This window comes from Ruegeria sp. (assembly GCF_965221235.1).
GTDB lineage: Bacteria > Pseudomonadota > Alphaproteobacteria > Rhodobacterales > Rhodobacteraceae > Ruegeria.
Genome location: NZ_CBDCRS010000004.1, coordinates 2138330 through 2156564 on the forward strand (window position 1 = coordinate 2138330; position 18235 = coordinate 2156564).

The 18235-nt window shown below is 59.9% G+C and carries 17 protein-coding genes; 6 read left to right on the plus strand and 11 right to left on the minus strand.

Going from position 1 to position 18235, the window contains the following annotated elements:
- The first annotated feature begins 30 nt into the window (after positions 1 to 30).
- Together mnmD and ACOQOY_RS13885 are read left to right on the plus strand one after the other, a co-directional pair.
- Positions 31 to 696: a tRNA (5-methylaminomethyl-2-thiouridine)(34)-methyltransferase MnmD gene (gene mnmD, locus ACOQOY_RS13880; protein ID WP_420585999.1), complete on the plus strand. Its 666-nt coding sequence runs from the start codon at positions 31 to 33 to the stop codon at positions 694 to 696.
- Complete coding sequence (locus ACOQOY_RS13885; RefSeq protein WP_420586000.1) at positions 693 to 1562, plus strand: DMT family transporter; 870 nt, start codon at positions 693 to 695, stop codon at positions 1560 to 1562. Before mnmD ends, ACOQOY_RS13885 begins: the two co-directional genes overlap by 4 nt.
- Here ACOQOY_RS13885 and ACOQOY_RS13890 read toward each other — a convergent pair.
- Positions 1536 to 3500: a lytic transglycosylase domain-containing protein gene (locus tag ACOQOY_RS13890; RefSeq protein ID WP_420586001.1), complete on the minus strand. Its 1965-nt coding sequence runs from the start codon at positions 3498 to 3500 to the stop codon at positions 1536 to 1538. The two genes, ACOQOY_RS13885 and ACOQOY_RS13890, sit on opposite strands and share 27 nt — an antisense overlap.
- Before the next feature lie 134 nt (positions 3501 to 3634).
- Between ACOQOY_RS13890 and dapA the strand changes: the two genes are divergently transcribed.
- A complete protein-coding gene (dapA, locus tag ACOQOY_RS13895; RefSeq protein WP_420586002.1) occupies positions 3635 to 4507 on the plus strand; it encodes a 4-hydroxy-tetrahydrodipicolinate synthase in 873 nt (290 codons plus the stop codon).
- A gap of 126 nt (positions 4508 to 4633) precedes the next feature.
- On the opposite strand, the gene ACOQOY_RS13900 is transcribed toward dapA, so the two are convergent.
- The 6 genes from ACOQOY_RS13900 to ACOQOY_RS13925 form a co-directional block, all read right to left on the minus strand.
- Entirely contained in the window at positions 4634 to 5521 is an 888-nt protein-coding gene (locus ACOQOY_RS13900; protein ID WP_420586003.1) for a dimethyl sulfoxide reductase anchor subunit family protein, read from the minus strand.
- On the minus strand, positions 5521 to 6270 hold the full coding sequence (locus tag ACOQOY_RS13905; RefSeq protein ID WP_420586004.1) for a 4Fe-4S dicluster domain-containing protein: 750 nt from the start codon (positions 6268 to 6270) through the stop codon (positions 5521 to 5523). The genes ACOQOY_RS13900 and ACOQOY_RS13905 overlap by 1 nt, the downstream gene beginning before the upstream one ends.
- A complete protein-coding gene (locus tag ACOQOY_RS13910) occupies positions 6267 to 9080 on the minus strand; it encodes a molybdopterin oxidoreductase family protein (protein ID WP_420586005.1) in 2814 nt (937 codons plus the stop codon). The genes ACOQOY_RS13905 and ACOQOY_RS13910 overlap by 4 nt, the downstream gene beginning before the upstream one ends.
- 72 nt (positions 9081 to 9152) lie before the next feature.
- Positions 9153 to 10175: a phosphate acetyltransferase gene (pta, locus tag ACOQOY_RS13915; protein WP_420586006.1), complete on the minus strand. Its 1023-nt coding sequence runs from the start codon at positions 10173 to 10175 to the stop codon at positions 9153 to 9155.
- A gap of 5 nt (positions 10176 to 10180) precedes the next feature.
- Positions 10181 to 11959 carry a sulfoacetaldehyde acetyltransferase gene (xsc, locus tag ACOQOY_RS13920; RefSeq protein ID WP_420586007.1) on the minus strand — a complete coding sequence of 593 codons (1779 nt, stop codon included), beginning with the start codon at positions 11957 to 11959 and terminating at the stop codon, positions 10181 to 10183.
- A gap of 125 nt (positions 11960 to 12084) precedes the next feature.
- On the minus strand, positions 12085 to 13545 hold the full coding sequence (locus ACOQOY_RS13925; protein ID WP_420586008.1) for a PLP-dependent aminotransferase family protein: 1461 nt from the start codon (positions 13543 to 13545) through the stop codon (positions 12085 to 12087).
- A 134-nt stretch (positions 13546 to 13679) separates the two neighbouring features.
- Between ACOQOY_RS13925 and ACOQOY_RS13930 the strand changes: the two genes are divergently transcribed.
- Entirely contained in the window at positions 13680 to 13988 is a 309-nt protein-coding gene (locus ACOQOY_RS13930) for an ArsR/SmtB family transcription factor (RefSeq protein WP_420586009.1), read from the plus strand.
- Positions 13981 to 15009 carry a permease gene (locus tag ACOQOY_RS13935; protein ID WP_420586010.1) on the plus strand — a complete coding sequence of 343 codons (1029 nt, stop codon included), beginning with the start codon at positions 13981 to 13983 and terminating at the stop codon, positions 15007 to 15009. Before ACOQOY_RS13930 ends, ACOQOY_RS13935 begins: the two co-directional genes overlap by 8 nt.
- Before the next feature lie 38 nt (positions 15010 to 15047).
- On the opposite strand, the gene ACOQOY_RS13940 is transcribed toward ACOQOY_RS13935, so the two are convergent.
- Both ACOQOY_RS13940 and ACOQOY_RS13945 read right to left on the minus strand, forming a co-directional pair.
- The gene (locus ACOQOY_RS13940) at positions 15048 to 15440 is read right to left on the minus strand and encodes a hypothetical protein (RefSeq protein ID WP_420586011.1); all 393 of its coding nucleotides are present in this window, start codon (positions 15438 to 15440) and stop codon (positions 15048 to 15050) included.
- 51 nt (positions 15441 to 15491) lie between these two features.
- Positions 15492 to 16253: a DUF1013 domain-containing protein gene (locus tag ACOQOY_RS13945; protein WP_420586012.1), complete on the minus strand. Its 762-nt coding sequence runs from the start codon at positions 16251 to 16253 to the stop codon at positions 15492 to 15494.
- Between the two features lie 130 nt (positions 16254 to 16383).
- Between ACOQOY_RS13945 and ACOQOY_RS13950 the strand changes: the two genes are divergently transcribed.
- The gene (locus ACOQOY_RS13950) at positions 16384 to 17013 is read left to right on the plus strand and encodes a ribonuclease T2 family protein (protein WP_420586013.1); all 630 of its coding nucleotides are present in this window, start codon (positions 16384 to 16386) and stop codon (positions 17011 to 17013) included.
- Here the strand turns inward: ACOQOY_RS13950 and ACOQOY_RS13955 are convergent.
- Positions 17010 to 17501, minus strand: coding sequence for a hypothetical protein (locus ACOQOY_RS13955; protein ID WP_420586014.1), 492 nt, complete (start codon positions 17499 to 17501; stop codon positions 17010 to 17012). The two genes, ACOQOY_RS13950 and ACOQOY_RS13955, sit on opposite strands and share 4 nt — an antisense overlap.
- The gene (locus ACOQOY_RS13960) at positions 17498 to 18232 is read right to left on the minus strand and encodes a hypothetical protein (RefSeq protein WP_420586015.1); all 735 of its coding nucleotides are present in this window, start codon (positions 18230 to 18232) and stop codon (positions 17498 to 17500) included. The genes ACOQOY_RS13955 and ACOQOY_RS13960 overlap by 4 nt, the downstream gene beginning before the upstream one ends.
- Between the last annotated feature and the right edge of the window lie 3 nt (positions 18233 to 18235).

Here is an 18235-nt window from a genome sequence, read left to right on the forward strand (position 1 = left end):
TGTCGCGCCGCTTAGCTACAGGATTCCCCGATGGCAGACCAGCGCGCCGCACTGACATGGACCGAGGATCAGATCCCGGTCTCGGATCGTTTCGACGACCCCTATTATTCTTTGCAGAACGGGTTGGAGGAGACGCGGCACGTGTTTCTTGCGGGCAATGATCTGCCTGCGCGCTTCGCACCGGGGTTCCGCATCGCCGAGCTGGGTTTCGGCACTGGCCTGAATATGCTGACCGTCTGGTCGGAATGGGAGAAAACGGGCCAGACCACGCCCCTGAGCTTTACCAGTTTCGAGGCGTTCCCGATGGCGCATGACGACATGTCCCGTGCGCTCGCTTCATTCCCCGAACTCGCCCCGTGGAGCGCGCGTTTTCTGGCACAATGGCAGGGTGGCACATGCGATCTGGGTACTCTGCACCTTGAAGTGATCAAAGGAGACGCGCGCCTAACGTTACCTGAATGGGACGGCCAAGCGGATGCGTGGTTTCTGGATGGGTTCTCTCCGGCCAAGAACCCGGAGTTGTGGGGCGCCGACCTGATGCAGCACGTGGCTGAGCACACGGCCACAGGCGGCACCGCAGCCACCTACACGGCCGCAGGGTTCGTGCGACGGGGGCTGGAGGAGGCCGGCTTCTCTGTAACCCGCACCCCCGGCTATGGCCGCAAACGCCACATGACCCGAGCCTTCAGACCATGACGCAGCAGAACAACATTCGCGCCGGGATAGGCCTGATGATCGCGGCCACCATTGTGTTTGCCTTGCAGGATGGAATTTCGCGCCATCTGGCGGGGGCCTACAACACCTATATGGTCGTGATGATCCGCTACTGGTTCTTTGCGGCGTTCGTCATTGCTCTGGCTGCGCGGTCACCCGGCGGGCTGAGGGCCGCAACGCAGACCAGCCAGTTGGGGTTACAGGTGTTTCGCGGGGTCTTGCTGGCGGCTGAAATCTGCGTCGCCGTGTTTGCCTTTACGGTGCTGGGGTTGATCGACACGATGGCGGTTTTCATCTGCTATCCATTGCTGGTTGCAGCACTCAGCGGGCCGGTTCTGGGCGAACAGGTCGGATGGCGGCGATGGTCTGCGATTGGTGTGGGTTGCGTCGGGGTCCTGATCATCCTTCAGCCCGGTGTGGGTGTGTTTGATCCGTGGGCAATCCTGCCGCTGATGTCAGCGCTGATGTTTGCGCTCTATGGTCTTCTGACCCGATATGCGGCCCGCAAAGACAGCGCGGCCACCAGTTTCTTCTGGACCGGAGTCGCCGGGGCCGTGGCGATGACCTTGGTGGGGATGTGGTTTTGGGAGCCGATGGCCCCCGCAGACTGGGGCTGGATGGCACTGCTCAGCGTCAGCGGCGTTCTGGGCCATTGGTTGCTGATCAAATGCTATGAAATGGCCGAGGCCAGCGCGGTGCAGCCGTTTGCCTATTTTCATCTGGTCTGGACCGCGATGATAGGAATCACAGTCTTTGGCGAACTGCTGCGCCCCGAGGTGGTCATAGGCGCAGCGATGGTTGTGGCGGCGGGCCTGTTCACCCTATGGCGCGAACGACGCCAGAGTTGAGCCAATCAGCTCCTCTGAGAACGGAACCGGTAGCGCGGGCTGCCCCAGACGCGCGCGGTAAACCGGCAGGCTTTCGGCCACCCGCATCACATAGTTGCGGGTTTCGCTGAACGGGATCGTTTCGATCCAGTCGACCACGTCAATCTCTCCGGCCCGTGGGTCGCCATAGCGATCCATCCACGAGATCGGGCGGCGTGGTCCGGCGTTATAGCCCGCGGCCATCATCACCACATTTCCGTTAAAGTCGGCGGCCAACCCCGACAGGTAATTTGCGCCAAGTTTGGCGTTGTACTGCCAGTCTCTGGTCAAGTTCGAGGTTTTGTGCCCGCCGAGAATGCCCAGCTCTTTGGCCACAAGCTGCGCCGTTGCGGGCATCACCTGCATCAACCCGCGCGCGCCCGCGCCGCTTACGACCACTGGATCAAACTCGCTTTCACGACGGGCGATGGCCAGTGTCATCTCTTTCGCCATGGGCAGGCCCATATCGGCCACAGGATGCACAGGGTAATAGGCGGCGGGTAGCACAACACCGGTTGTGGCCGCACGTTTTGCGATCATCACGGCCAGATGCGGTTCTTTCAGTTCGATCACCAAATCGCCCAGCTGCGTCGCCTGCACCGGGTCGAGCTCTTCAACCAGATGGGTCAGAAAACGTTCCGACAGGTTGTCTTCCCCCGCACGCAGCAGCAGCAATCCGGCCTCTAGAACGCTGGAATCGGCGAAGTCTGCCTGTTTCCAATGTGGTGCCCGGCGCGGGTTGGCCAGCTCGCTATCGAAAGGCCGTCCGATCCGCTCGGCCGCCAGAAGACCGTAAAACGAGGTCTGATGATCAGCGCCCATCGCGTAGGCCTCATAGGCTTTGTCGGCATCGCCTTGCGCCGCATAGGCCCGGCCCAGCCAATACCCGGCACGCCCTTTCGAGATCGGTGATCGCACCGCGCCCGAGAAGTTCTGGAAATGCCGAACAGCCGTGTTCGGATCGTTCAGTTTGCGCAGGGCAAGGAACCCGGCCAGCCACTCAAGATCTGCGTAGGCATAGCCCATTTCAGGGGTCATGTGATGATTGGCAGCAACCTGATAGGCGCGGTTCATATCGCCATTGCGCATCTCAAGCCGCGCTAGACGCCGGCGACCTTCAGCCCATTTGTCCGGCTCGCCCAACGCATCGGGTCCGGTCGAACGCGCCAGCATCAGGTCAATCGCGCTGTCATCAAGCTCTTTCTTGTCGCGCCAGACGAACCGATCAAACGCCAGCCCCGGTGCGTCGGCGATGGATTTCGGCACCGCCGCGACTTTGCCATCCACGCCGGGCTCACGTTTTTGCAGGGCGATCCGCGCTTCGGCCAGCTTACGCTGATCCGAGCTGACCAGAGGCAACATCCGCCCTGCGCTGACCAGATGATTGTCCCACAGCATCCGGTCCAAACGCGCCGCGTGATGCGGTTTCAGCAGCTTGCCAAAATTCTCCAGATAGTCCTTCTGTAGACCCGATCCCATCGGCATGGTGCGCCATGCGGCGACGATATCCGCCTCAGCATCGCCCTGACGCCCCTTGGCCTTCAGAGCCACAGCGTAGTTCAGCGCGCCCTCGGCGGTTTGCGGCGGAGTGTCGGCGTAGAACTTCAACACCCGGTCAGGATCGGCGCCGGTAAATGCGGGTTCGCTCTTGCGTCGCAACCATGCAAGCCCCGGCCAATCCGGGCGTCGGTCCAAAAACACCAGCACGTCGCCTGAACTGCCAAATCCTTCGCGCAGCCAGTGCCAGACGATGATATCGCGGCTGACCGATCCGCGCTGGCCCGATACGCTTAGGGCGGCATTCCAATCCCCCTTGCGCATCTCATTCATGCCGGCGCGCAGATCACCGACCGAATCGGCCTGCGCCTGCCCGTATGAACCAAGAATCAGTGCTATCAAAAGCGCCAGAACGCGTGTCATGCCTTGCATTTCCCAACCAACCAAGGATAGAGCCATTTAGGATAAACCTTGCGCCCACGGTATCAACTCACATCGCCATGATTATGACGATCCTTGGGCACAAAAAACACAAACTGCACCTTAAGGAGCGTGTCATGTTCAAAGGCTCTATGCCAGCCCTCGTCACCCCGTTCGAAAACGGCGAGTTGGACCTGAAGACGCTCAAACACCTGGTGGAGTGGCAGATCAAGGAAGGCTCGACCGGGCTGGTGCCTGTGGGGACCACGGGTGAAAGCCCAACGCTCAGCCATGATGAGCATGAAACCGTCGTGGAAGAGGTCGTCAAAGCCTCCGCAGGCCGCGTCCCGGTTATCGCGGGGGCGGGCTCGAACAACACGGTCGAAGCAATCCGTTTCGTGCAATTCGCGGAAAAGATCGGTGCGGACGCGGCGCTTGTCGTAACGCCCTATTACAACAAACCCACGCAAAAGGGCCTGATCGCGCATTTCCGTGCGCTGCACGACTGCGCGGATATTCCGATCATCACCTACAATATTCCCGGCCGTTCTGTCGTCGACATGACCCCGGCGACAATGGGTGAATTGGCCCAACTTCCACGTATTGTGGGGGTCAAGGACGCGACCGGTGATCTGGCGCGTGTCAGCCAGCAGCGCGCCTCCTGCGGACCGGAGTTCTGCCAATTGTCGGGCGAGGACGCCACTGCGCTGGGCTTCAACGCCCATGGCGGCGTCGGCTGTATTTCGGTCACCGCGAACGTGGCTCCGAAACTCTGTGCCGAGTTTCAGCAGGCAACACTGGCCGGAGACTATGCTAAAGCGCTGGAGTATCAGGACCGCCTGATGCCTCTGCACGAAGCGATCTTTATCGAGCCCGGCCTCGTCGGCGCGAAATACGCGCTCAGCAAACTGGGTCTTTGCGGCATCGAAGTTCGCTCGCCGCTGACCCCGCTGGACGACAGCACAAAAGCAGCCATCGACGCTGCAATGGCGCACGCGGGCCTGATCTAAACGAAATCCCGAATACCAAAAAGGGCGGCCTCATTCCTGAGCGCCGCCCTTTTTCTTTTGCGGGGTCCCGCCTTCACCTGGCTAAAAATACCTCGGGGAAGTCGCGGTTTGCCGCGACGGGAGGCCTTATCGTTTGCCGTAATACAACCCCACGACATGTTCTGCCTGCGCAAAAAACAGCCAGCGCGATGTGGCAACGCCGGCCAGATGCGAAACGACTGCCAACAATGCCAGAACGTGTTTCACCGCTGTGTTCTCAATCGGAATGAGCAGCAGCAAAAGCGGCAGCGCAAAGGCCAGAGCAAAGGAAATCATCCGCAGCTTCTCGGCATGTTTACGTCCAACGACATGAACGAATTCCCGCAGCAGATAGTTGGTACCCGTATGCGGCGGCTCAAAAGCCCGCACCGCGCCACGCTGGCCCAGACCAGTCGCCGTGCCCAAGTTAGTGCCGGATTCCGCCAGAGCCTTGTCGCCCTTCTTCCAGTACAGAATCTGCACTAGGGCGGCGATCAGCAGCAAAGGCAGCGCAAGACTGGTCTGACCGGCAAGCAGGGCGCCACCCGCCAGGCTGAAGCTTAGAAACATGGCCGGTGTCAGGTTCGTGTTCCAGCGCGGAATAGTCTTGAGTTGGGTATAGATCATTGAGGTCGTGAATACCGTCGCCAGCGAGAACAACGCCCCAATCCAGCCCAGCAGGCCCCATCGTTGGCCTAGAAAGACTGCGCCGATGGCATAAAGCCCCATGACGATCAGGGCGAGGACCGCGCACCAGCCTTCTCGGCTGAGCCAACTGGTTTTCCACTGGGTGAACGCTTTCCACGCGCGTTCGGGATGGCCCAGGTGGAAGGTCGAGGCCATTAGCCCGCCGACCGCAAGCGCATAGGCGATTACGAAGAACACGAAAGCCACCCAGCCGGACACATCAGGTAAGCCGAGGCCGAGGAAGAACAGCAGGCCGAAGCCCAGACCCGACAGGGTGGTGAAAATGATAACGGAAGGGGCCGGATGCATCAGAGTTTCTCCAACGTCTTGTCGAGCCAGCCGAGGAAGCCCTTGGGTTCTTCGGCGACCGGTGCCAGCAAGGGGGCGAGAATGTCGATCTGTTCCTCAACCTGATCCTTGGGCCTCGGCGGCAGGTATTTGTTGACGGGTTTGGTGCCCATTTCAGGCATCAGGTCCATGCCTTCGCGCTCGGCCACCAGTTTGCTGACATCGCTGTCGGGGTCGCCCAGATCACCAAAATGGCGGGCACCGGCAGGGCAGGTGCGCACGCAGGACGGAACGCGATCCACCTCGGGTAGGTTTTCGTTGTAGATGCGGTCGACGCAGAGGGTGCATTTCTTCATCACACCTTCGGCCACATCCAGTTCCCGCGCGCCGTAGGGGCAGGACCAGGCGCAGAGGCCGCAACCGATGCAGTCGCTTTCGTTGACCAGCACGATGCCGTCTTCGATCCTCTTATAGCTGGCCCCGGTGGGGCAGACGGTGACGCAAGGGGCGTCCTCGCAATGCAGGCAGGATTTGGGGAAGTGGATCAGCTGGGCCGCGCCCTGTTCCGGCTGCACTTCGTAGGAATGCACACGGTTCAAGAAGGTGCCTGACGGGTTGCCGCCATAGGCGTCCTGATCCGACAGGGGCGCGCCGTAGTTTTCAGTGTTCCAGCCTTTGCACGAGATCACGCAGGCGTGGCATCCGACGCAGGTATCCAGGTCGATGACCAGACCCATTTTGCGTTCAGTGGATTCGGGGAGTTGAGTCATTTGCCTACCTTCCACGCCAGATCTTTCGGGCCGGTGCCGACGGGCGACTGTATCGGGTCAAACTCGGGCTGGCTTTCGGCGTCACTCGGAGCTTCGGCTTTTTCGATTTTCACCTTCAGGTCGAACCACGCGGCCTGTCCTGTTACGGGATCAGAGTTGGCCCATCGCATTCCATCGCCTTTTGCTGGCAATAACTCATGGATCAGGTGGTTCAGCAGGAAGCCTTTGGTCGCCTCGGGGGCGTCTTCCTGCAAGGCCCATGCGCCTTTGCGTTTGCCGATGGCGTTCCACGTCCAGACGGTGTTTTCGTTCAGCGCGGCCATTTCCATGACCGGGACGGTGATCTCGCCATGTGGAGAGGTAACTTTGGCCCAGTCGCCATCGCTCAGATTGTGCTCGCGCATCAGTTTGGTCGGAACATAAAGCGGGTTGCGTCCGTGCAGCTGGCGCAGCCATGCATTTTGTGTGCCCCAGCTGTGATACATCGCCATCGGGCGTTGCGTCAGGGCGTTGACGGTGAAGCCTTCGTTGCCCTGCTGATCTGTTTCGTACCAGATCGGCAGCGGGTCCATCGTGTCTTTGATCCGCTGACGCAGATGTTCGGGCGGCTGACGCTCGCCATGACCTTCGGCGGCCAGTTGGAACTTGCGCATCGGTTCCGAATAGAGCTGGAACAGATAAGGTTGCGGGCTGTCATAAAGACCCATCCCAACGGCCCAGTCCTGATAGGCTGCGTTCCAGGGTTTGTAGTAGTCCGCGCCTTCGGGGATGTGCGCGACGTAGAAACCACCGTTGTCGATATAGCGGTTCAGCTGGTCGGGATTGACCTCTCCACGCCCTTCTTTGTCGCCGTTTTCACCGCGGAACCCGGCAAGCGGTCCAATGCCCGGCTTGCGCTGATGGTTGACGATGTAGTCGGCGTAGTCTTTCCACTTGGGCGTGCCGTCTTCGTTGGTGAAACCGGGCAAGCTCATACGGTTTGCAAGCTGGATCAGCACTGATTGGAAGCCACGCACATCGCGGTCGGGTTCGATCACCGGCCAGCGGATGGCGTCTGCGGCGGCATCGGCCTCACAGATCGGACGATCCAGCAGCGAGATACAGTCGTGCCGTTCCAGATAGGTGGTGTCGGGCAGGATCAGGTCGGCATAGGCGACCATTTCCGAAGAATAGGCGTCGGAATAGATGATATGTGGAATGACGTATTTGCCGTCTTCGTTGCGCGCCGTCAGCATCTCCATCACACCTTTGGTGTTCATGGAGGAGTTCCACGACATGTTCGCCATATACATGAACAGCGTGTCGATCTTGTAGGGATCACCGGCGGCGGCGTTCGAGATCACCATGTGCATCAGCCCATGGGCCGACATTGGATTTTCCCACGTAAAGGCCTTGTCGATGCGCTGCGCCGTGCCGCAATCGTCGATCAGCAGATCCTCGGGGCCGCGCGGGAAGCCCAGGTGGGGGCCTTCCAGCGGGCGACCGGGGCGGCGGTCGCCGTGCGGAGTGGGGTGCGCCTCGACCGGTTTGGGATAGGGTGGTTTGAAACGGAAACCACCGGGGACCTCGACTGTACCCAGCAGGATTTGCAGCACATGAAGCGAGCGGCAGGTTTGGAAGCCGTTAGCATGGGCGGAAATCCCACGCATGGCGTGGAAGCTGACCGGGCGACCGGTCATTTTCGAATGCGTCTCACCCCGGAAATCGGTCCATTCATGGTCCAGTTCAATCGCCTCGTCAAAAGCGACGCGGGCGATTTCGGCGGCGATGGCACGGATGCGTTTGGCCGGGATGCCGCAGCGGTCGGACACGTTTTCGGGGGCATGGTCGTCAGATAGGTATTTCTCGGCCATCAGGTGGAAGACCGGGCGGTGGGTGACACCGTCTTTTTCGTAGGTGGCCGACAAATCGGGGCGGACGCCCGGCTTGTCGAACGCGGTGGGTTCGCCAGTCACGCGGTCGATGACCAGCGGCTTGCCGTTGTCGTCGCGCAGGAACAGGCCCTTTTCCGGCCCCTCGGCGGCATTCACCAGAACCGGCGCGTTGGTATAGCGGCTGAGATAGTCGAGGTCGATCTTGCCGGCCTTCATCAGGACATGGATCAGGGAGAGGATGAACAGACCATCGGTGCCGGGCGTGATCCCGACCCAATCATCAGCGACGGCGTTATAGCCGGAACGGATCGGGTTGACCCCGATCACCCGCGCGCCGCGCGCCTTGATCTTGCCGATGCCCATCTTGATCGGGTTGCTGTCGTGGTCCTCGGCCACGCCGAACAGCATGAACAATTTGGTGTGGTCCCAGTCGGGTTGGCCAAACTCCCAGAAGGCTCCGCCCATCGTATAGATGCCGCCCGCCGCCATGTTGACCGAGCAGAAGCCGCCATGGGCGGCGTAGTTGGGTGTGCCGAAATTTTGCGCCCAGAAGCTGGTGAAGCTCTGGCTCTGGTCGCGTCCGGTAAAAAAGGCCAGTTTTTGCGGTGCCGTCTCGTGCAGCTCGTTCAGCCAACCGACGGCAGTGCTGATCGCCTCGTCCCATTCGATCTCGCGGAATTCACCCGATCCGCGCGGGCCGACCCGACGCAGCGGTTTGCGCAGGCGAGACGGCGCGTTGACCTGCATGATGCCGGCACTGCCTTTGGCGCAAAGCACGCCCTTGTTCACCGGGTGATCGCGGTTGCCTTCGATATAGGCGACCTTGCCGTCCTTCATATGAACATTGATGCCGCAACGACAGGCGCACATGTAGCACGTGGTTTTCCGGACTTCATCCGAGACCTTGGGCGATGTGTCGATAACGGGCTGGTTCATGGACGTCCCTTTTGCTGGTTATCAGACCCTCCAGGCATTCCGGTCAGGTCGGAGTTGTTTCGTTTCCCGGCTTTAACCGGGTTGATCTTGGGCTTCAGTATGTTGCGCCTGAACCGCGGTCACGGCGATCATGTGCAGCACGTCATCCGCCGAGCAGCCACGCGACAGGTCGTTTGCCGGTTTCGCCAGCCCTTGTAGCACCGGCCCGATGGCCTCTGCCCCGCCAATACGCTGTGCGATTTTGTAGCCCAGGTTGCCTGCGTCGAGATTGGGGAAGACAAACACGTTGGCCTGGCCTTCCAGAGGCGAGTCCTTGGCCTTTTTGCGAGCTACTTCCGGCACGTAGGCGGCGTCGAACTGAAGCTCTCCGTCGATCAGCAGATGCGGATTGGCGGCCTTGGCGATGCGGGTGGCCTCAACCACCTTGGAAACCTTTGGATGGTTGGCGCTGCCGCTGGTCGAGAAGGACAGCATGGCAACGCGTGGCCCGTGACCTGTCAACGCGTGATACGACGCGGCAGAGGCTTGCGCGATTTCGGCCAGTTCCCGTTCATCGGGATCAACGACCAGACCGCAATCGGCAAAGATATGCACGCCCTGAACCGCGTGGTGGTCGCGCTCATAGATCATCAGGAAAAAGCTGGAGACCATATGCGCATTCGGGGCCTTGCCGATGATCTGCAAAGCGGCCCGGACGGTGTCCGAGGTTGTTTCGACCGCGCCGCCCACCGTGCCGTCAGCTAGCCCGAGATGGACCAGCATTGCGGCATAATTCAGACGGCTTTGAACCTGCGTTCTGGCGTTTTCGGGCGTCATGCCCTTGTGCTTGCGTAACTCATAGTAGGCGTCGGCAAAGCGATCCAGATGGGCGGAGGTGGCCGGATCATGGATCTCGATCCCGTCCACGTCCGCTCCGCCTTTTTCGGCCAACAACGCAGTCACTTTGGCCGTATCACCCACAAGGATGATATCGGCGGCGTTTTCGGCACGTGCTTTCAGCGCGCCTTCGACGACACGTGGATCATCGCCCTCGGCAAGGGCGATGATCTTTTTGGAACTGGTCGCAGCCCCAAGTATTTGTTGCAGGGGCTTCACTGCGATCAGGCCTCGGCTTGCGGGGCCATGTCAGCGGCGTCGATGCCAGCAACCGCAACCGGCTTTTTCATCGCGTCGCGGCGGAACGGTTCACCAAGTTCCTGGTTGATCATGGCTTCGATCAGGGTGGTGATGCCGTTCTTCTGGTCCTCGATGGCCTGGTTCAGGGCGGCGGTCAGCTCGTCCTGAGTACGGGCAACCACACCTTTCAAACCACAGGCCTGCGCGATACCGGCGTAAGATACCTGAGTATCCAGTTCGGTGCCGACAAAGTTGTCGTCAAACCACAGGGTCGAGTTCCGCTTTTCCGCACCCCACTGGTAGTTGCGGAAGACGATCTGGGTCACGGCGGGCCATTCCGAGCGGCCAATCGCGGTCAGCTCGTTCACGGCGATACCGAAGGCACCGTCACCGGCGAAGCCGACAACCGGAACGTCCGGCTGACCGATTTTCGCACCCACGATGGCGGGCAGACCGTAACCGCAGGGGCCGAACAGGCCGGGGGCAAGGTATTTACGGCCTTCCTCGAAGGACGGGTAGGCGTTGCCGATAGCGCAGTTGTTGCCGATATCAGACGAGATGATCGCCTCTTTCGGCAGCGCGGACTGGATCGCGCGCCATGCCATGCGGGGGCTCATCCAGTCGGGCTTGGCGTCACGCGCGCGCTGGTTCCAAGTGGTGCCCGGATCGTCATCCTCGTGGTCCATGCTGGACAACTGCTGTGCCCATGCCGATTTCTTCTGGGCGATTTTCGCCTTGCGCGCATCGCGGCCTTCGTCACCAGCAGTGTCGGACAGTTGGGCCAGAATGCCCTTTGCCACTTTGGCGGCGTCACCGATGATGCCAACGCTGACTTTCTTGGTCAGGCCGATGCGGTCGGGGTTGATGTCGACCTGAATGATTTTGGCGTCTGCGGGCCAGTATTCCATGCCATAGCCCGGCAGGGTCGAGAACGGGTTCAGACGGGTGCCGAGGCACAGAACCACGTCGGCCTCTGAGATCAGCTCCATACCGGCTTTCGAGCCGTTGTAGCCCAGCGGGCCAGCAAACAGCGGGTGCGAGCCGGGGAAAGCGTCGTTGTGCTGGTAGCCAACACAGACCGGGGCGTCCAGACGCTCGGCCAGGGCTTTCGACGCTTCGATACCGCCTTCGGCCAGAACAACACCAGCGCCGTTCAGGATGACGGGGTTTTTGGCGTTCGACAGCATCTCGGCCGCTGCGGCAACCGCGTCTTCACCGCCCGAGGGGCGTTCGAACTCGACTATCTTGGGCAGTTCGATGTCGACCACCTGAGTCCACATGTCACGCGGGATGTTCAACTGAGCCGGAGCGCTGGCGCGTTTTGCGTTCATGATGACGCGGTTCAGAACCTCGGCGACGCGGGTCGGGTCGCGAACCTCTTCCTGATAGGCGACGCAGTCCGCGAACATGCGCATCTGTTCCATTTCCTGAAAGCCGCCCTGACCGATGGTTTTGTTCGCCGCCTGCGGGGTGACCAGCAGCACCGGGGTGTGGTTCCAATAGGCGGTTTTCACGGCGGTCACGAAATTGGTGATGCCGGGGCCGTTCTGCGCGATCATCATCGACATTTTGCCGGTGGCACGGGTGTAACCGTCGGCCATCATGCCGCCCGAGCCCTCGTGGGCGCAGTCCCAGAACATGATCCCAGCTTTCGGGAACAGATCCGAGATCGGCATCATGGCCGAGCCGATGATCCCGAACGCATGTTCGATCCCGTGCATCTGCAGAACCTTAACAAAGGCTTCTTCCGTGGTCATTTTCATGTGATGATCTCCGCGCATATGAGGATTGGCCGGGGTATTTGGCCCAGCATTTGTTTATGGTTTTGGCCCATAGGGCAGGGCTGCGTTAGGGCCAGACCGAAAGGCGAATTAGGTCCAGTCTGGCGCTAACAGGCTCGGATGGCGTCTGCGATCAGTTTGATGCCCGGTTCGATCCGGTCCTGCCGGATCGAGGAATAGCCCAGCCGGTAGAAATTCCGGGGCTGATCTGGCCCCGAAAAGAAGGACGCACCGGGTTCTATATGGACACTTTGCTCCTGCAAGCTGCGTGCCAGCCGGGTCGTGTCTACATGCTCTGGTGCGGACATCCACAGGGACGAGCCACCCATGATGCCGCGGCCCGCCACTGTCAGACCGTGTTGCTCTACCGCTCTGTCCAGCGTTTCGCGCCGCCCCGTCAGCGCCTTGGACATGCGCCTGATCTGAGCATCGTAATGACCCAGCGACAGGAAATAGGCCGCCGTCCGCTGAATATGCCCCGGCGGATGGCGCAGCACCAGAGACCGCAGCGCTCTCGCTTCGCGAATAAAGGGTTCGGACCCCACCATGTAGCCCAGCCGCAATCCGGGGAAGAGCGATTTGGAGAAGCTGCCCACATAGATCACGCGCCCGTCTTGGTCCATCGACTTCAGTGCCGGAGAGGGCGCACCCAGAAAGGCCATTTCAAACTCGTAGTCGTCCTCGACCACCATCGCATCAAGGTCGCGTGCGCGCTCCAGCAGTTTGTGCCGGCGGGCGATGGGCATGGTCGCCGTTGTCGGGCTTTGGTGGCTGGGGGTGGTGAAGATGACGTCTGTGTTGTCGGGCAAGGCATCGGGGGGCAGGCCGTTGCGATCGACAGGCAGGGCCGTCACGTCGCAATCCCAATGTTCAAGCAGGCTGCGCAAGGCGTAGTAACAAGGGTCTTCAATTACCGCGTTGCGATTGTGTGTCAGCAAGATGCGCGAAGCCAGCCACAGCGCGTTCTGCGCGCCCATGGTGATCAGAATTTCTTCGGGGCGGGCGGCGATTCCACGGCGGGGCAGGGTGTGGCGGGCAATAAATTCGACCAAAAGCGGGTCGTCTTGATCCACGTAATCTGCCGTCAGGGAATCGAAGTCCTTGTGACCTAGCGCGCGTACCGCACACAGGCGCCAATTGGCGTGGTCAAACAGGGTGCGGTCGGCTTGGCCATAGATGAAGGGATAGCGATACTCCCGCCAGTCGGCGGGTTTGGCCAGCGTGTCCCCTCCTGAAAAGCGGCGGGCCAGCGCCGTTTCCCAGTCGACCGTCTCGGCGCCCCGTTGCAGCGGGGTGTATTTCGGCGGTACCGGCGCGTTTTGCGAGACGTAATAGCCCGAACGCCCCTTGGCAGTCAGGTAATCATTGGCCAGCAGTTCAGTATAGGCCAGCGTCACCGTAATCCGGCTGACGCCCAGATGTGCGGCCAGTTTGCGCGACGAGGGCAGCTTTTCCCCGACATGGAAACGCCCGGATAGGATGCCCTCGGCAATCATCTGCTGGATCTGCGCCTGAAGCGTGCCTTGCCCGTTCAGTTCAAGAAAGAAGGTATCGACTGATATTGCCATGCGTTCTTATAGGGTGGACCTAAGGGATGGGCAATCTGGCCTTATCGCGTTCCCGATAATTTCTGCGCAGGTAGTTGACTGAAAATCTCCAATAACCTAAATAACTATAAATCTAGTTTAATGGAGTTAATCGAATGTGGGAAGTCGCAGCCGCAGGATTTTCTGCCATGGGGTCCGAGGCCCGGTTAAAGGTGCTGAAGACTCTGGTCCGGGCCGGGCAGGCCGGACTGACCGTGGGCGAGATACAGGAGCGGACGGGAATCGCCCCGTCAACGCTGGCGCATCACCTGCGGTTCTTGGCGGCAGGAGGGGTGGTCGAGCAAGAGAAAGTCGGGCGGACCACGATCAACCGGGCCTGTTATGACGAGCTGAGAAATCTGGCGCAGTTCATCCTTGCGGAATGCTGTGCAGACGAAGTGGAAAAGGCAGCGAACGATGGCTGAGTTGACGCAAAATCCCAAAGCGCCGGTCAAGGCGCTTGAGCTGGTCAAAACCCCTTGGGCGGTGATCGTGGCGATCCTTGCTGCCGTGGCCATTCTGGATCCCGGCAATTGGGTCGAGGTTGTGACTTTTGCGGCTAAGGCTTTGGCCCATACGGGCCAGTACATATTGTTTGCTGTTCTGTTGTTGTCTTATCTCAAGGCCACCGGGGCTGAGGTGATGGTGGCCCGCGCTTTTGAGGGGCGCGAGACGCGGATGATCCTATTGGCCGCGTTGTTCGGAGGGTTGGCTCCGTTCTGTTCCTGTGAGGTTATCCCGTTTATTTCCGGATTGCTGGCACTGGGCGCGCCTCTATCTGCGGTGATGGCGTTCTGGCTCAGCTCCCCTCTGATCGACCCGCCGACCCTGCTGATCACAGCGGGAGCGCTGGGCTGGCCCTTTGCGATTGGCAAAGCGGTCGCCGCGGTCGCGCTGGGTCTGTTCGGAGGGTTCGTCGTGCGCGGCCTGATGCGCTCGGGCGCCTTTGCTGAACCGCTGCGCGAATACAAACCCGCCGGGTGCTGCGGCTGTGGCCCGAAACAGGATGACACACCGGTCTGGCAGTTCTGGAAGGAGCCGGGGCGTCGTCAGCGGTTCCGCTCGGAGTTCGCGCAGAACGGGCTGTTCCTGCTGAAATGGCTGGCACTGGCCTATGTGCTTGAGGCGCTGCTGGTCAGCTATGTCCCCGCCGATCTGATTGCCCGCGTAGTCGGGGGCGAAGGCATCGTGCCTATCGTGATTGCGGCTTTGGTTGGAATGCCCGCCTATCTGAACTCCTACGTCGCGCCGCCGCTGCTGGCGGGGTTGACGGAACAAGGGATGAGTGCAGGTGCGGCGATGTCGTTCATGATCGCAGGTGCGGTCAGTTCGATCCCGGCCATGGCGGCAGTCTGGTCTCTGGTCAAGCCACGGGTCTTTGCGACCTATCTGGGCTTAGGAATCACCGGGGCCATCATCGCCGGGGTTCTGTTCCAGATGATCTAAAGGAAAAACCGCCCGGAGATGCCTCCGGGCGGTTTTGCTTATTGGTTGGCCTCGCAGTGGCGAGGCAGTTTGAACCGATACCGTGCCTCTCCGCTTTCCACAAAGACGCGTTTTTCGATGCAGGCGCTGGTGCCGACGGTTTGTGACACCGCCCCCTCGGTCGAGGTGATTGACGTCGCCGAACCATCCGGCAAGCGAACAGAGGCTATGACGCCGTTGCGAAGGTCGCCATTGATTGGGGTCGCCGACAGAACCGCGACGGTCATGAAGGCCTCGTGCTCATGCTCGCCGCTGTCGTTCAGCACCAGCAGAGCGGTCGCGATAGAGATTGTGCCAACAACCGCGACGACCAGCAGGCCCCAGGTTTTCAGGAAGGCATAGATGGATACCGCGCGATGCGGGCCAAAAATCTTGGACAGAAAAGTCAGCATGGGTTTCCTGCGAAAAAACCCCGGTCTGTCTGGACCGGGGTTGTCTGTACCTTAGGGGCGCAGATCGTCTTCGTCTTCTTCCTCGGCCCCGCCTTTGGGCAGGTTGAAGAAGCTGTCGGCGTCGATGATCGGCTCGTCGTCTTTCTCTTCGGCCGGTTCGTCGGACAGCGAGAAGGTTTCCAGACCCTCGATCGCCGTCGGGATCTTGGGCGCAGCGTCCATTTCCAGCGACTGCTCGGTCGAAACCAGCTTGCGGCGTTCGTCATCGCTCATGACGCCACCTTCGGCAGCTTTCTTGGCGGCAGCTTTCTGAACGATCGCGTCCAGCTCGGATTGTTTACACAGCCCCAGCGCAACCGGGTCGATCGGCTGCATGTTGGCGATGTTCCAGTGGGTGCGTTCGCGGATCGACTGGATGGTCGGCTTGGTGGTGCCCACCAGCTTGGCGATCTGGCCGTCGCTGAGTTCCGGGTGGAACTTGACCAGCCACAGGATCGAATTCGGACGGTCCTGACGCTTGGACAGCGGGGTATAGCGCGGGCCACGGCGCTTTTCTTCGCCCGCAGCAGCAGCATTGAACTTGAGCTTCAGCTTGTGCAGCGGGTTGTTCTGCGCCGAGTCGATCTCTTCCTGAGTCAGCTGGTTGTTGGCAATCGGGTCAAAGCCTTTGACGCCAGCGGCCACATCGCCATCTGCGATGCCCTGCACTTCCAACTCGTGCATTCCTACGAAATCCGCGATCTGCTTGAAGCTGATCGTTGTGTTGTCCACCAGCCATACGGCTGTTGCCTTGGCCATAAGCGGTTTTGCCATCAGCCCGTCTCCTATAAATACATCTGTCCCGTCGCCGGAATTCGGCGGCCCCTTGGTCTTGGGGCAGGTTTCCGTTGTCGGGGAACTTGGGGCTTATATAGTCGCGGCAAGGCAAGAAGGGAAGAGGCGAATGCGCTGGGTCATTTTGTGGTTGTTGAGCGCGTTGGCCGCGCAGGCCGATGGCGAAAAGACGGGCGAGTTCGATTACTACGTGCTGTCGCTCAGTTGGTCGCCGAACTGGTGCGCGCGCGAGGGCGATGCCCGTGGGTCAGACCAATGCGATGCGCGCCACGATCACGGCTGGATTCTGCACGGGCTTTGGCCGCAATTCCATCAGGGGTGGCCTGCCTATTGCCGTACGCCCGAGGCCGCGCCATCCCGCCGTATGACGCGGGAGATGGAGGATATTCAGGGCTCATCGGGTCTTGCGTGGCACCAGTGGAAGAAGCATGGCACCTGTTCAGGCCTGTCTGCGCCGGACTATTTTGCGCTGTCGCGGCAGGCCTATGAGCAGGTCGAGCGCCCCAAAGTGTTCCGCCAACTGGATGCGACGGTCAAACTGCCGGCCTCAGTCGTGGAAGAGGCCTTTCTGAAGGCCAACCCGACGCTGGATCGCGATATGATCACCGTCACCTGCAAACAGGGCTACATCGAAGAGGTCCGCCTCTGCCTGTCCCGCGATCTTGACCCTGTTCCCTGCGGTCGCGACGTAATCCGCGACTGCACAGCTAAAGATGCGTTGTTTGATCCGATTCGTTAGAGTTTGCGGTTCTGGCAATCCCGCGCATAGTCCAACGCCTTGGCGGTGCCTTTCAGGTCAATCGCCATCACGGTCTGACCTTCAGGATTGTAGACAGTCATTGTCTTGTTTTGCGCAATGGCCTCGACGAAACTGCGGTCGGTAAAGAAAACTGTCGCGCCGGGAACGTCGCGTTGGTTGAACCCAATGGCGGTGGCCTCATAGCTTTTGCCGTCCAGCTCAAATCGGATCGGATAGCTCTCTCCCTGTTTGATGTCGCCCCACGCCTTGTTGTAGACGGCGAAATACCCGCGATTGTCCAGCGCGTCATAGCCGATGCGCACGACCGAGAGGTCCTGATACACCGTCTGAATCAGGCACCCGTTGCCAAGCGCGGGGTCCATCATGATGTTCCAGCCTTCGACGAAGCCTTTGTCGATGAGTTCTTGCGACAGGGCGGAGGATGCGGTGAAGGCGGCGAGGGTGAGGGCGAGAAGGCGGTTTTTCATATTAAGCTCTCGGTTTTTTCACAGGGTAGATTGGGACCCACAATTTCTTCAAGGAAGCTCGCCAACCTGTCGTTCTTCGGTGCAAGTAATTTGGAAAGAGCCGAAAGTGCTGACAAATCCCATGACTGCAAGGGATAATACTCCAATATCTCTGTTGGTTCGAGTTTGTCGGCCCAACCGATGATTAAATTCGCGGCCGCGTCGCCACCGTGGAGACTTGCATAACCTACTGATAGAATTGCATCGAGGTAGTCGTTGTTTCCATTAACCGCATCCGCACATGTGTTCGCGATATCGCTGCTATTTGCGGAATACCAATCTTCCAGTGCGGCAAGCGTTTCCATGTCTTCACTGGTCAATCGGCAATGCTCTGGTATCCAATTTTTTTGATGGTCACCTAGTCTTAGGGACAGACCCTGAAATTTTCCCTTGATCCCGGTCGCGCCACCGTCCTCCGATGAGGACCTAGCGCATTTCATCGTGAACGAAAGAAAGTCCAGGATGTCGATATTTTTATGGGATTCTCTTTCTGAGAAACTCCACAACCATGGGAAAGCGGCAAAAGTGACGGGATACAAATCTTCCTGATGATGCAGCTTCTCCCAGAACAAGTCTTTGGCGATATCCTCGTCCCAGGATTTTTGCAGCTTGGTCAAAATACCAGCCACATCTTGAATGCCGTAAGGGCCATACAGCCGAGACCAGATTGGGGCAGAAAACGGAATGTGCAACAG